This is a genomic window from Falsiroseomonas sp. HW251 (genome assembly GCF_050563545.1).
Taxonomy (GTDB): domain Bacteria; phylum Pseudomonadota; class Alphaproteobacteria; order Acetobacterales; family Acetobacteraceae; genus Falsiroseomonas.
The window spans coordinates 40607-53608 of the sequence record NZ_JBNXUM010000021.1 but is presented as its reverse complement, the minus strand read 5'-3'; the positions used below and the strand labels follow the sequence as shown (position 1 = coordinate 53608).

Here is a 13002-nt window from a genome sequence, read left to right as displayed (position 1 = left end):
GGGCTGTGGTAGACCTCGCGCCGTCATCGCCGGACAGGAGAATGGGATGCGACGCAGGGGCATGCTGGCGGCGCCGGCCGCGCTGATCGCCGCCGCGCCGGCTTCGGCGCAGCAGCTGGTCCAGGGGCCCCTGGCGGCGCCGCTGGAGCCGTTGCTCGAGCCGATCCGCGCCGCGCATGGCCTGCCCGCCCTGGCGGCGGCGGTGGTGCGCGACGGCCGCATCGTCGCGGCCGGCGCGACGGGCACGCGGCGCGCGGGGGCGTCCATCCCCGTCACGCGCGAAGACCGCTTCCACCTGGGCTCCGACACGAAGGCGATGACGGCGACGCTGGCCGCGACAGAGGTGGAGGCCGGGCGCATCGGGTGGGAGACGACGCTCGGCTCGCTCTTCCCCGACGTCGCGCCGATGGATGGGGGGCTGGCAGGGGTGACGCTGGTGCAGTTCCTCTCGCACGCATCGGGCCTGCCGCCGGACGACCAGTCCTTCGTCACGCTGATGCTCGCCGCGTACTCCGCCGGGAGCGACGACTCGCTAAACCTCGACGAGATGCGGCTCTGGATGCTGCGTGAATGGGCGAAGCGGCCCCTCGCGGCGGCGCCGGGCACGCCCTGGGCCTACGCCAACATGAACTACATCCTGGCCGCCTGCATGATCGAGCGCGTGACGCGCCGGACCTGGGAGGAGCTGGTGGCGGAGCGGATCTTCGCTCCGCTCGGACTGTCCTCGGCGGGCTTCGGTCCGCAATCGAGCCCAGGCCTGGTGGATGCGCCGCTGCCGCATTTCCGCCGGGCGGACGGTTCGCTGAAGCCGATGCTGGCGGGGCCGAACGCCGACGTGCCGGCTCCCGTTGGGCCCGCGGGCAACGTGCACCTCTCCATCCTCGATTTCGCGGCCTGGGCCAGCTGGAACGCGGGGGAGGGACGGCGCGGCCCCGCCATCATCAGGCCGGAGACCCTGAAGCTGCTGCACACCCCGCGCATCGCGATCCCGCCGAGGCCGGGCGATGCGCCTGGCGTGCCGGGGGAGGGCGGCTATGCGATGGGCTGGGGCGTGGTGCGGCAGGGCTACTCGACCGAGCCTTTCGTGACTCATACCGGGTCGAACGGAATGAACCGGGCGGTGGCCTACCTGCAGCCTGCGCTCGATTTCGCCATGGTGCTGGCGACGAACTGTTCCGACGCGCCGGCGGACGAGGCTCATGGACAGGCAGCGGTTGCGCTGTACCGGCGGTTCGGACCGGCGCGGTCGGGGTAGCGGTAGCGGGATACCGTCGTCTGAAATCCCTGGATCGGCTTGACTTTCCCGTCGATCCCCGCGATACGCGGCGCCACTCTCCACCCCCGGCAACCCGGAAACATCATGCTCACTCGCCAGACGGCTTCGCTGAAGCCGGCCGCAGTCCAGAAGGGCTGGGTGCTGATCGACGCGGAAGGCCTCGTCCTTGGCCGCCTCGCTGCGATCGTCGCCAACCGCCTGCGCGGCAAGCACAAGCCGCAATTCACTCCGCATGTCGATTGCGGCGACCATGTCGTCGTGATCAACGCGAAGAAGGTCCGCGTGACCGGCCAGAAGGCGGAGCAGTCCGTCTTCTACTGGCACACCGGCTACGCCGGCGGCATCAAGGGCCGCACCTTCCGCGAAAGGATCGAATCCGCCCACCCCGAGCGGGTGATCGAGAAGGCGGTGGAGCGCATGATCACGCGCGGTCCGCTCGGCCGTCAGCAGATGCGCAACCTGCATGTCTATGCCGGGCCCGAGCATCCGCACGGTGGCAACACCCCGGCCGCGCTCGATGTCGGCGCGCTGAACCGCAAGAATGTCGCCGCCGGCGGCGCGTCGAAGAAGGTCGCCTGAGCATGAGCGAGCAGGTTTCCCGCGGCGGGTCCCTCGCCGAACTCAAGGACATGGTCAGCGTGGCCGGCGGCCCCGCCGCGGCCGAGGCCGCGCCGGTGCGTGAGCCCAAGCGCGACGCCCAGGGCCGCAGCTACGCGACCGGCAAGCGCAAGAACGCCGTCGCCCGCGTCTGGGTGAAGCCCGGTAAGGGCGAGATGCAGATCAACGGCAAGCCGGCGGCGAAGTACTTCGCCCGCCCCGTGCTGCGCATGATGATCGCCCAGCCCTTCCTGGTCTCCGACCGCTACCAGCAGTTCGACGTGGTCGCGACCGTCGTGGGCGGCGGCCTGTCCGGCCAGGCCGGGGCGCTGCGCCACGGCATCTCCCGCGCGCTCACCTACTACGAGCCCGGGCTGCGCCCGCTGCTGAAGAAGGCAGGCTTCCTCACGCGCGACCCGCGCGTGGTCGAGCGCAAGAAGTACGGCAAGGCCAAGGCCCGACGTTCCTTCCAGTTCTCGAAGCGCTGACGCCCGACGGACCGGGCGTCGCGCCCGGCCTGCATGGCTGGTTTAGCCGGGGGGCGGGTCCGCAAGGGCCCGCCCCTCTTGCTTTTGCGGCGCCATTTCGCGCCAAGTTGCGACCGGAGGAGTACTACGATGGCCAAGGGCCCGATCCCGAGCGTCTTCATCGACGGCGAAGCCGGTACGACCGGGTTGCAGATCCGCGAGCGCCTGGCGCGCTTCCCGGGGCTGGCGCTGCGATCGATCGCGCCGGAACTGCGCAAGGACGTGGAGGCCAAGCGCGCCCTGCTGGCCGAGGTGGACCTGGTCGTGCTCTGCCTGCCCGACGAAGCGGCTAAGGAGACGGCAGCGATGGCCGCCTCCCTCGGCCCCGCGGGGCCGAAGCTGCTGGACGCCTCGACCGCGCACCGCACGCATCCCGACTGGGTCTATGGCTTCGCGGAGCTCGACGCCGCGCAGGAAGCGGCCATCGCGGCCGCGCCGCGTGTTGCTAATCCCGGCTGCTACCCCACCGGCGCCATCGCGCTGCTCCGCCCGCTGGTGGAGGCCGGGATCCTGCCGCCGGACTATCCCCTGACGGTCAACGCGGTCTCCGGCTACACCGGCGGCGGCAAGTCCATGATCGCGGAATACGAGCCGGCGCGCCAGGCGCCGCCCTTCTTCCTCTATGGGCTCACGCTCGAGCACAAGCACCTGCCGGAGATCCAGAAATACGGCGGGCTGACGCGGCGGCCGATCTTCGTCCCGTCGGTCGGCGATTTCGCGCAGGGCATGCTGGTCAGCGTGCCGCTGCACCTGTCCCTGCTGAACGGCAGCCCGAAGGTCGCGGAGCTGGAGGCGGCGCTGCGCCGGGCCTATGCGCGCTCGACCTGGGTGAGCGTGCCTGCCGCCGACCCCAAGGCGCGCCTGGCGCCGGAGGAGCTGAACGGCAGCAACATGCTGGAGCTCCGCGTCTACGGGAACGACGCGCATGGCCAGGCCGTGCTGGTCGCTAAGCTCGACAACCTCGGCAAGGGCGCATCGGGCGCGGCGGTGCAGAACATCGGGCTGATGCTCGGCGTGGATGTCGCGCCGGCGCTGCCGCTTGCGGCGGAGTAGGGCGCTTGGCGCAGAACATCCTGCCCTTCGAGGGCCAGCTTCCGCGCATCCATCCCGATGCCTGGATCGCGCCGACCGCGGTCGTGATCGGCGATGTCGAGATCGGGGCCGACAGCTCGGTCTGGTATCACTGCGTGCTGCGCGGCGACACCAACATCATGCGCATCGGCGCCCGCACGAACATCCAGGACGGCTCGATCCTGCACCTCAATGCCGGGGCGGAGCCGCTGATCATCGGCGACGACGTGACCATCGGGCATGCCTGCATCGTGCATGCTTGCACGCTGAAGAACCGCGCCTTCGTCGGCATGGGCGCCACGGTGCTGGATCGCGCGGTGATCGAGGAAGGGGGCATGATCGGCGCCGGCGGAGTGCTGACGCCGGGCAAGGTGATCGGGCCGATGGAGCTCTGGATGGGCAATCCCGCCAGGCTCGTTCGCGTGATGTCCGAGGAGGAGCGCGCGCGCTTCGACAAGACCGCGCCGGGCTATGTCGAGTTGTCGAAGCGCCACCGCGCGAGCCTGGCGTGAAGCGCCGCGCCCTGATCCTGCTGCCGCTGGCGGCCTGCGCGGGGCCGCAGGGGCCGGCGCTGCCGACGCCGTCCTCGCTGAGAGGGTCGGGCGATCCGCCGGTGGCGGCGATCGGCAACACGGCTTTCGTCTTCGGCAGGCCCGGCAGCCTCGCCGGCCGGCCGGCCGATGCGGCGGATGCGATCGCGCAGCTGGAATGGCTTGCCGTGGTGCTGGCGACCGACCAGCGCTTCACCGCCATGCCGCCCCTGGTGCAGCCCGGCCTGCGGTCCGGCCGCGACGAGGTGCGGGCCGCCTTCGGCGTGCCGCTGGACTATCCTGCGCCCGACGCGGTCGCGGGCTTCGACGCGGTGGCGGAGTCGCTGCACCGCTTCGATGTCACCGGCGCGGAGTTGGCGATGGCCTACCTCGTCGGTCGCGCGCGCGTGCCGGACGCGCTCGCGATGCTCAACTACCTCCCGCCCTTCCGGCGCGCCGCTTCGGGCACGGCGCAGGCGCAGATCGGGCTCAGCGAGCTGGTGCGGCGCGGCGGGGGCTAGGGCCCGCTTGCCAGGGCGGGCCGCTGACGCGACGCTCCGCCTTCGCATCACCGGGGAACGCCATGGCCAGCCGCCTGCTCTGCGAGATCGACCTGGAGGCGCCGGGCAAGCGCACGGGCTTCCTGCGCCTGCCGCATTCCACGCATGAATCCGCCTATGGCTGGATCCCGATCCCGATCGCGGTGATCGCCAACGGGCGCGGACCGACCATTCTCCTCTCGGCCGGCAACCATGGCGACGAATACGAGGGCCAGATCGCGCTTGGCCGTCTGATCCGGGAAGTCGAGCCAGGCCAGGTGCAGGGTCGCATCATTGCGCTGCCCGCGCTGAATTTCCGCGCCGCGCAGGCGGGCCGCCGCACCAGCCCCGTCGACGGCGGCAACCTCAACCGGAGCTTTCCCGGCGTCGCCGACGGGACACCGACGCAGCAGATCGCGTATCACATGGACAGCGTCATCCTGCCGCTCTGCGATGCCGTGGTGGACCTGCATTCCGGCGGGTCGTCGCTGATGTACACGCCCTCCGCCCTCGCGCGGCGCGGCGACGCAGCGGTGTTCGAGAGGCAGCTCGGCATGCTCAGGGCCTTCGGCGCGCCGCATTCCTACATCGTGCAGCCCGGCGGCCTCTGGGGCGGGACCCTGTCGGATGCCTGCGCGCTACGCGGCATCCCGCAACTCGGCACGGAGCTCGGCGGCGGGGGGCATGCGACGCCGGCGACGGTCGGCGTGGCGGAGCGCGGCATCGCCGGCGTGCTGCGGCATCTCGGAATCGCCGACCTCGACTGGGACGGTCGCGTGGCGCGGCCGACGCGGCTGCTGCAGGTCGGCGGCTCCGACTACTTCGTCCATGCGCCCGACCCCGGCGTGTTCGAGCCGCTGGCCGAACCTGGCGAGGAGGTGAAGGCAGGCCAGCCCGCGGGACGGCTGCACCAGACCGAGGTGCCGTGGCGGGAGCCCATCGCCGTGCATTTCGCCCGGGACGGGGTGGTGCTGGTGAAGCGTTGGCCGGGGATGACGGCGCGGGGAGATTGCCTGTTCCATCTGGGGACTGATCTCGGGGGGTAGCGGGCCGCGCGGCGCCCAAAGTGGCATCCGCTGCCAAGTCGCCTTATCTCACGCGAACCCAGGAAGGATCGCCGCCATGACCGCCTGCATCGTCGGCTGGGCCCACAGCCCCTTCGGCAAGCTCGAGGACCCCGACATCGAGAGCCTCCTCGGACGCGTCGCGCGTGCCGCCATCGAGGATGCGGGTATCGCGCCGTCCGAGGTCGACGCCGGCTTCGTCGGCGTCTTCAACGCCGGCTTCTCGAAGCAGGACTTCTTCGCCTCGCTGGTCCTGCAATCCCTCCCCGAGCTGCGCTTCAAGCCGATCACCCGCTACGAGAACGCCTGCGCGACGGGCTCCGCCGCCATTCACGGAGCGCTCGATTTCCTCGCGGCGAAGCGGGGCCGCTTCGCGCTTGTCGTCGGCGCGGAGAAGATGACGGCCGCGACCAATGCCGAGGTCGGCGACAACCTCCTCGCCGCCTCCTACCGCCGCCAGGAAGGCGAGATCCCCGCGGGCTTCGCCGGCGTCTTCGGCCGCATCGCGGAGGCCTATTTCCAGCGGCATGGCGACCAGTCCGACGCGCTTGCCGCCATCGCGGCCAAGAACCATCGGAACGGCGTCGCCAATCCCTATGCGCAGATGCGCAGGGATCTCGGCTTTGCCTTCTGCCGCGCCGAGAGCGAGAAGAACCCTTTCGTGGCCAGGCCGCTGAAGCGGACCGATTGCAGCCTGGTCTCCGACGGCGCCGCCGCCCTGGTGCTGACGGACGAGGAGACGGCCCGGTCCATGGCGAAGGCCGTTCGCTTCCGCGCCGCCGCCCAGGCCACCGACTTCATGCCGATCTCCGGCCGCGACATCATCCGCTTCGAGGGCGCGCGCGCGGCCTGGGGCAGGGCCCTCGAGGCCGCTGGTCTAACCCTGGCAGACCTCTCCTTTGCCGAGGTGCATGACTGCTTCACCATCGCCGAGCTCATCGAGTACGAGGCGATGGGCCTGGCGCCGGAAGGGCAGGGGGCGCGCGCCGCGCTGGAGGGATGGACCGCGAAGGATGGGCGGCTACCCGTGAACCCGTCGGGCGGGCTGAAGTCGAAGGGCCACCCCATCGGCGCCACGGGGGTCTCCATGCACGCCATGGCCGCGATGCAGCTGACCGGCTCGGCCGGTGAGATGCAGTTGCCGCGCGCCGACGTCGCGGGGGTCTTCAACATGGGTGGGGCTGCGGTCGCGAATTACTGCTCGATTCTGGAGCGGCTGGAGTAGCGCGCCCGAGGGGCGGCGGGCTCTGGCACGCCGATTGCTACTCCTTCAGCGTCATGCGGCGGGCCGTGCCCGTCCCTGGCAGCTTAGCCTTCCTCAACCTTGCCTTGGGGCCGGTCCGAAAGGACCGGCCCTCTTCTTTTCGGCCTTCTCCACGGGCTCTGCTCGAGTCGGCAGCGCTGCGCTGGCTTGGGCGACACCATGCAGTCTCTCATCGAATCGGATCAGGCGCGCACAGCGTTAGTGCTCAAGCGCCGCAAGAACTGCAAAATGCAAACCGATTTGCGTTGCAGGCGGCGGATCAGCCCCGCTGCCGCCCATTCGGCTCAGTTCTGCTGCTCGCCCTGGTGCGGGATGCACTGCCCGAAATTCTCGAGCCCTGACCGGCGCTGCATGAAGGCCTGGCTCCCCGGGAAGCCCGACGCCTGCTGGTTCCGCTGCGCCCAGGCCACCCAGGAATTGAAGGCGGTGATGTAGGAGGCCCGCATCTGGTCCTCCGCCCGGAGACATTCCGTCAGGCTGTCGAACACCATGTTCGTGGGCACCGGGGTCGTCCCGAAGATCATGACCACGAGCAACCACTTCATCGCCTGCCCCCCAGACCCGCCGGACCATGCCGCGCGCATCGTCCGTCGGCAAGTCAACCGTGACGTGCCATTACCCTAACGAGTCCCGCGGCATCTGGCGCGGGTGCCGTGAGATGCCCTGAACTTGTGGCCGCCCTGTCCCGACAGGAGGTTCCAGCCCCCGCCTGCCGGCGGTAAGACCCCGGCCGTGACGAACCCGCCCCTGCTTCCGGCCCGCCTGGCCGTGATCGTCCCGGTCTACCGCGAGGCCGCCAATGTCCTGCCCCTGGTCGAGCGCCTGCGCGAGACCCTGAAGGACATCCCGTGGGAGGCGGTCTTCGTGGACGACGACAGCCCCGACGGCACGACCGAGGCGGTGCGTGCCATCGCGGCAACCGACCCGCGCATCCGCGGCATCCGCCGCGTCGGGCGGCGCGGGCTCGCCTCGGCCAGCATCGAGGGGATGCTCTCGGTCTCCGCGCCCTATGTCGCGGTGATGGACGGCGATCTCCAGCACGACGAGACGATCCTGCCGACCATGCTGGCGGCGGTGGAGGGCGGGGCGGACATCGCCATCGGCTCCCGCCATGTCGAGGGCGGCGCCGCCGCGGGTGGCTTCTCGGCGGCGCGGGCGGGGCTCTCGGACGCAGGGACGCGGCTGGCCCAGGCGCTGTTGCCGACGCCAGTGGCGGATCCCATGAGCGGCTTCTTCCTGCTGCGCCGAGACCTGGTGGAGCGAATCGCGCCGGGGCTGACGGGGCGCGGCTTCAAGATCCTGCTCGACATCCTGCTGACCGCACCGCGCGGGCTGACGGTCGCCGAGGTCCCCTATTCCTTCCGCCAGCGCGAGCACGGCGATTCCAAGCTCGATGCCAAGGTGCTGCTGGAGTTCGGCGGCCTGCTGCTCGACAAGTTCACCGGCGGCATCGTGCCGCTGCGCTTCGTCGCCTTCGCGGCCGTCGGGCTGATCGGCGTCGTGGTGCACATGGCGACCCTGATCCTGCTGGTCGGCCTGACCGGGGCGGCCTTCGGCGCCAGCCAATGGATCGCGACCTTCGTGGCGATGAGCGCGAATTTCGTGCTGAACAACCGCATCACCTACCGCGACGCCAAGCTCCGTGGCCCGAGGCTCTGGCGGGGCCTGGCGCTGTTCTACGTGGTCTGCGGCCTGGGCGCGGCGGCCAACGTCGGCATCGCCAGCCTGCTGCTGCGCGACGGCATCGTGGCCTGGGGCCTGGCGGGCGCGGCAGGCGCGCTGATCACCGTCGTCTGGAACTACGCGGTGTCTTCCACCCTGGTTTGGCGCACGCGCTGACGCGAAGCGCGCCGCGGGCTATACGCGGCGCGAGATGAACCCCTGGCTCGCAGCGCTGCTCGCGGTCACGGCGCTGCGGCTGGCCGTCGCGGCCGCGATGCCGCTCGCGCCGGACGAGGCCTATTATTGGGTCTGGTCGCGCATCCTGCAGGGCGGCTACCTCGACCACCCTCCCATGATCGCGGTCTTCATCCGCGCGGGCACGCTGGTCGCGGGCGACGACGCTTTCGGCGTCCGGCTGATGGGGCCCCTGGCGATCGCCCTCGCCAGCCTGGCGCTGGCCGACGCCGCGAACCGGCTCTTCCCGGACCGGCGCCCCGGCGTCTGGGCGGCGGCGCTGTTCAACGCGACCCTGCTGGTGGGCGCGGGCGGCATCCTGGCCACGCCCGACCTGCCGCTGCTGGTATTCTGGACGCTGGCGCTCTGGGCCGCCGCGCGGCTTCACGCGTCGCAGGACGGGCGCTGGTGGCTGGCCTTCGGGCTCCTCGCAGGGCTGGCGCTGGCGTCGAAATACACCGCCGTGCTGCTCGGCGCCGGGGCGGTGGCCTGGCTGGTCGCCTGCCGCGGCGCCTGGCGCTGGTGGTGGGACTGGCGGCTCTATGCAGGCGGGGCGATCGCGATGGTGGCCTTCGCGCCGGTCGTCGCCTGGAACGCCGGGCATGGCTGGGTCTCTTTCGCCAAGCAGGGCGGGCGGGTCGCAGCCGGGGCGGGCTTCACCCCGCGCTTCCTCGGCGAGCTTCTGGCCGGCCAGGTCGGGCTGGCGACGCCGATCGTCTTCGTGCTGTGCGTCACCGGCGTCGCGGGCGCAGCGCTGGCCTGGTGGCGGCGTGGCGACACCCCGGCGGGCCTGCTGGTCGCCATGGTCGTGCCGGGTGCGGCGCTGTTCCTTTGGCAAGCGATGGGCAGCCGCGTGCAGGGCAACTGGCCCGGCATCCTCTACCCCGCTGCGTGCATCGCCGCCGCCGCCTTCACGCGGCGGCGGGTGCTGCGCTGGCGCGGGCCGGCCGTCGGGCTCGGGCTGGTGCTGGCGCTTGCGGGCTATCTCCAGGCCATGTTCCAGCTCGTGCCGCTGCCACGGCGGATGGACCCGACGCTCGCGCAGCTCGGCGGCTGGGACGCCCTGGCCGCGGCGGTGGAGGCCGAGCGTCGACGGATAGGCGCTGATTTCGTCGTCGCCGAGGAATATGGCCTGGCCGGCCAGCTGGCGCTGCGCCTGCCGCCCGGGGTCAAGCTCGCCGGGCTCGAGCAGCGGCGCTGGACCTTCTTCGACCTGCCGCCGCCGCCGGCGACCGGCACCGGCCTGCTCGTTCAGAGCACGCGCCGCGACAGCGAGCCCGAATGGACCGGCGCGGTGCCGCTCGGCACCGAGGTCGAGCGGAGCCGCGGCGCGCAGGTCGCCGAGCGCTATCGCCTGTTTCGCGTCGAGCCTCGCCAGGACCTGCCTGCGGCGCTGCTGCCCCGCCCCGGCGGAACCTGAAACCCTGCTCCGGCGAAACACCAATGCGGCAATGTGCTTGACGGATCGGGACGCGAGCCGACACTGCATTGCCGGCCCTTGACCGGAACCCGGAGAGAAAGATGCGCATCATCCGCAGGCGTGGCTGGGAGATCCCCGACGGGCAGGCGACGCCGGAGCACCTCGTCCTGAACCGCCGTGCCCTGATGGCCGCGGCGGGCGCGGGGGCGATGCTGTCCACCGAGGCGCAGGCCCAGTGGCTCTTCGGCGGCAGCCGTGGCGGCGGCGCGACCGATCCCTGGGCGCGCAACCCCGCCGACCTGGCCGACCTGCCCCAGGCCATGCGCAACCCGCGGTACCAGCCCGGCCGCGCGCTGAGCCCGGAGCGCGACGCCGTCACCTACAACAACTTCTACGAATTCGGCTCCGACAAGGGGATCTGGAACCAGGCGATCCGCATGCCGACGCGCCCTTGGACCATCAAGGTCGAGGGCATGGTCGAGCAGCCCGGCGAGTTCGGCGTGGACGACCTGATCCGCCGCTTCGGCCTGGAGGAGCGCGTCTACCGCCTGCGCTGCGTAGAGGCCTGGTCCATGACCGTGCCCTGGACCGGCTTCCAGCTGTCCAAGCTGCTCGATGTGGTGCGGCCGCAGGGTTCCGCGCGATTCGTCCGCTTCGAGACCGCGCAGCGGCCCGACGCGATGGTCGGCCTGCGTCAGTCCTGGTACCCCTGGCCGCATGTCGAGGGCTGCACGATCGAGGAAGCCGCCAACGAGCTGGCCTTCATGCCCGTCGGCCTCTTCGGCAAGCCACTGCCGCCGCAGAACGGCGGGCCCTTCCGCGTGGTCTTCCCCTGGAAATACGGCTTCAAGTCCGGCAAGTCGGTCGCGCGCATCGTCGTCACCGACCAGCGCCCGAAGAGCTTCTGGGAGACCCTCCAGGGCAACGAATACGGCTTCTGGGCCAATGTGAACCCTGAGGTCGCGCATCCCCGCTGGAGCCAGGCGACCGAGCGGCTGATCGGCAGCGGCGAACGCGTGCCGACCAGGCTCTTCAACGGCTATGGCGACTTCGTCGCCAACCTCTATGCCGGCATGAACCTGTCGCAGCGCGATCTCTGGATGTAGGCGATGGTCGGGCGCGTCGCCATCGGCATCCTCATCGTCATCTCGGTCGCGCTGATCGGCTTCTACGGCCTGTTCGGCTCGCTGAGCTCGGCCATCGGATCGGTCTATCCGCGCTTCGGCATCGTGGTCAGCACCGTGACGGAGGAGACGATCTCGAAGACCTTCTACGTCGCGATCGTCAGGCCGCTGGTCGAGGCGCCGGCCTGGATCTACCCGCTCCTCGCTGCCGCGCTCATCCAGCTCAACCAGCGGCTGCGGGCGCGGGATGTCGGATGACGCGCGCGCCCATGTGCTGCTGGTCGAGGACACCGCCTCCCTCGCGGCGGTCTACACGGAATATCTGCGCGCGGCGGGGCACGAGCCCGAGCATGCGCGTAACGCCGCCGAGGCGCTGAGGCTCGCGCGCGCGGCGCCGCCGGACGGCGTGCTGCTGGACCTGCGCCTGCCCGACGGGGACGGGCTTTCCGTGCTGAGGGAACTCAGGCGCGACATGCCCGACGTGCCGGTGATCGTGATGACGGCACATGGCTCGGTCGCGACGGCGGTCGACGCGATGCGCAGCGGCGCGTCGGACTTCCTGGTCAAGCCCTTCGCGGCGGAGCGGCTGGCCGTGACGCTGGCCAATGCGCTGGAACGCGCGGCGCTGCGGCGGGAGGTGCGGGACCTCACCGCCGCGAAGCCGCGCACCGCGCTGCGCGGCTTCATCGGCGCGGCGCCCGCGATGCAGGCAGTCTATCGCGTGCTGGAAACTGCGGCGCAGTCCAAGGCGACGGTCTTCATCACCGGCGAGAGCGGCACCGGCAAGGAGCTGGCCGCCGAGGCCGTGCACGCGCTCTCGCCGCGGCGGGACGGGCCCTTCGTGCCGATCAATTGCGCGGCCATCCCGCGCGACCTGATCGAGAGCGAGATCTTCGGCCATGTCCGCGGCGCCTTCACCGGCGCGGTCGCCGACCGCATCGGCGCGGCGCAGGCTGCCGATGGCGGCACGCTGTTCCTCGACGAGCTCTGCGAGATGGACCTCTCGCTGCAGGGCAAGCTGCTGCGCTTCATCCAGTCCGGCACCTTCCAGCCCGTCGGCAGCACCACGGCGCGGCGCACCGATGTCCGCTTCGTCTGCGCGACCAACCGCGACCCGCTGGAGGAGGTGAAGGCCGGCCGCTTCCGCGAGGACCTTTATTACCGGCTGCATGTCGTGCCGCTGCGCCTGCCGCCGTTGCGCGAGCGCGGCGAGGACGTGATCGCGATCGCCGAGGCGATCCTGGCCAAGGCCACGCAGGAGGAAGGCAAGGCCTTCGGCGGCTTCACCGAGGAAGCGCGCCGCGCGCTGCTGGCGCATCGCTGGCCCGGCAACGTCCGGGAGCTCGAGAACGTCGTGCGCACGGCGGTGGTGCTGCATGACGGCGAGCTCGTGGAGGCTTCCATGGTGCCGCTCGTGGCCGGGCCGGCGGTGGCTCCGGTGCCGCCGCCCGAGTCGGTGCCCCCGCCGCGCCTGCCGAGGGGCCTGGCCGCCGCCGATGCCGCCCGGCTGATCCGGCCGCTGGCGGAGATCGAGCGCGAGGCGATCGAGCGCGCCGTCGAGCTGTGCGATGGCAACATCCCGAAGGCCGCGGCGCATCTCGGCATCAGCCCGTCCACGCTATACCGCAAGAAGGCGGCATGGGAGGCGGCGGCGGAGTAGGGCGCGGCATTGCCGCTTCGCCCGTCGCTGCCCA

Annotated in this window: 14 protein-coding genes; 13 read left to right on the top strand and 1 reads right to left on the bottom strand. The window is 71.3% G+C overall.

Annotated elements, in window-relative coordinates; genetic code table 11:
• Window positions 1-46: 46 nt before the first annotated feature.
• The 8 genes from ACLF3M_RS23165 (at window position 47) to ACLF3M_RS23130 (ending at window position 6829) form a co-directional block, all read left to right on the top strand.
• On the top strand, window positions 47-1255 hold the full coding sequence (locus tag ACLF3M_RS23165) for a serine hydrolase domain-containing protein (RefSeq protein WP_430659353.1): 1209 nt from the start codon (window positions 47-49) through the stop codon (window positions 1253-1255).
• Window positions 1256-1360: 105 nt separating this feature from the next.
• Window positions 1361-1855, top strand: coding sequence for a 50S ribosomal protein L13 (gene rplM / locus ACLF3M_RS23160; RefSeq protein ID WP_430659352.1), 495 nt, complete (start codon window positions 1361-1363; stop codon window positions 1853-1855).
• 2 nt (window positions 1856-1857) lie between these two features.
• Window positions 1858-2361: a 30S ribosomal protein S9 gene (rpsI, locus tag ACLF3M_RS23155; RefSeq protein ID WP_430659351.1), complete on the top strand. Its 504-nt coding sequence runs from the start codon at window positions 1858-1860 to the stop codon at window positions 2359-2361.
• A 129-nt stretch (window positions 2362-2490) separates the two neighbouring features.
• Complete coding sequence (argC, locus tag ACLF3M_RS23150; RefSeq protein ID WP_430659350.1) at window positions 2491-3453, top strand: N-acetyl-gamma-glutamyl-phosphate reductase; 963 nt, start codon at window positions 2491-2493, stop codon at window positions 3451-3453.
• A gap of 5 nt (window positions 3454-3458) precedes the next feature.
• Window positions 3459-3983 carry a gamma carbonic anhydrase family protein gene (locus tag ACLF3M_RS23145; protein WP_430659349.1) on the top strand — a complete coding sequence of 175 codons (525 nt, stop codon included), beginning with the start codon at window positions 3459-3461 and terminating at the stop codon, window positions 3981-3983.
• Window positions 3980-4522, top strand: a complete 543-nt coding sequence (locus ACLF3M_RS23140) for a hypothetical protein (RefSeq protein ID WP_430659348.1) — start codon at window positions 3980-3982, stop codon at window positions 4520-4522. The genes ACLF3M_RS23145 and ACLF3M_RS23140 overlap by 4 nt, the downstream gene beginning before the upstream one ends.
• A 62-nt stretch (window positions 4523-4584) precedes the next feature.
• Entirely contained in the window at window positions 4585-5586 is a 1002-nt protein-coding gene (locus ACLF3M_RS23135; RefSeq protein WP_430659347.1) for a succinylglutamate desuccinylase/aspartoacylase family protein, read from the top strand.
• Between the two features lie 76 nt (window positions 5587-5662).
• On the top strand, window positions 5663-6829 hold the full coding sequence (locus tag ACLF3M_RS23130; protein WP_430659346.1) for an acetyl-CoA acetyltransferase: 1167 nt from the start codon (window positions 5663-5665) through the stop codon (window positions 6827-6829).
• A gap of 323 nt (window positions 6830-7152) precedes the next feature.
• Here the strand turns inward: ACLF3M_RS23130 and ACLF3M_RS23125 are convergent, their stop codons facing one another.
• Window positions 7153-7413, bottom strand: a complete 261-nt coding sequence (locus ACLF3M_RS23125) for a hypothetical protein (RefSeq protein WP_430659345.1) — start codon at window positions 7411-7413, stop codon at window positions 7153-7155.
• Window positions 7414-7600: 187 nt separating this feature from the next.
• Between ACLF3M_RS23125 and ACLF3M_RS23120 the strand changes: the two genes are divergently transcribed.
• The 5 genes from ACLF3M_RS23120 to ACLF3M_RS23100 all read left to right on the top strand — a co-directional run bounded on the left by ACLF3M_RS23120 (window position 7601) and on the right by ACLF3M_RS23100 (window position 12968).
• Complete coding sequence (locus ACLF3M_RS23120; RefSeq protein ID WP_430659344.1) at window positions 7601-8707, top strand: glycosyltransferase; 1107 nt, start codon at window positions 7601-7603, stop codon at window positions 8705-8707.
• 34 nt (window positions 8708-8741) lie between these two features.
• Complete coding sequence (locus ACLF3M_RS23115; protein ID WP_430659343.1) at window positions 8742-10184, top strand: ArnT family glycosyltransferase; 1443 nt, start codon at window positions 8742-8744, stop codon at window positions 10182-10184.
• 101 nt (window positions 10185-10285) lie between these two features.
• On the top strand, window positions 10286-11290 hold the full coding sequence (gene msrP, locus ACLF3M_RS23110; protein ID WP_430659342.1) for a protein-methionine-sulfoxide reductase catalytic subunit MsrP: 1005 nt from the start codon (window positions 10286-10288) through the stop codon (window positions 11288-11290).
• A gap of 3 nt (window positions 11291-11293) precedes the next feature.
• A complete protein-coding gene (locus tag ACLF3M_RS23105) occupies window positions 11294-11566 on the top strand; it encodes a hypothetical protein (RefSeq protein WP_430659341.1) in 273 nt (90 codons plus the stop codon).
• Window positions 11556-12968 carry a sigma-54-dependent transcriptional regulator gene (locus ACLF3M_RS23100; protein ID WP_430659340.1) on the top strand — a complete coding sequence of 471 codons (1413 nt, stop codon included), beginning with the start codon at window positions 11556-11558 and terminating at the stop codon, window positions 12966-12968. Before ACLF3M_RS23105 ends, ACLF3M_RS23100 begins: the two co-directional genes overlap by 11 nt.
• Window positions 12969-13002: the final 34 nt, after the last annotated feature.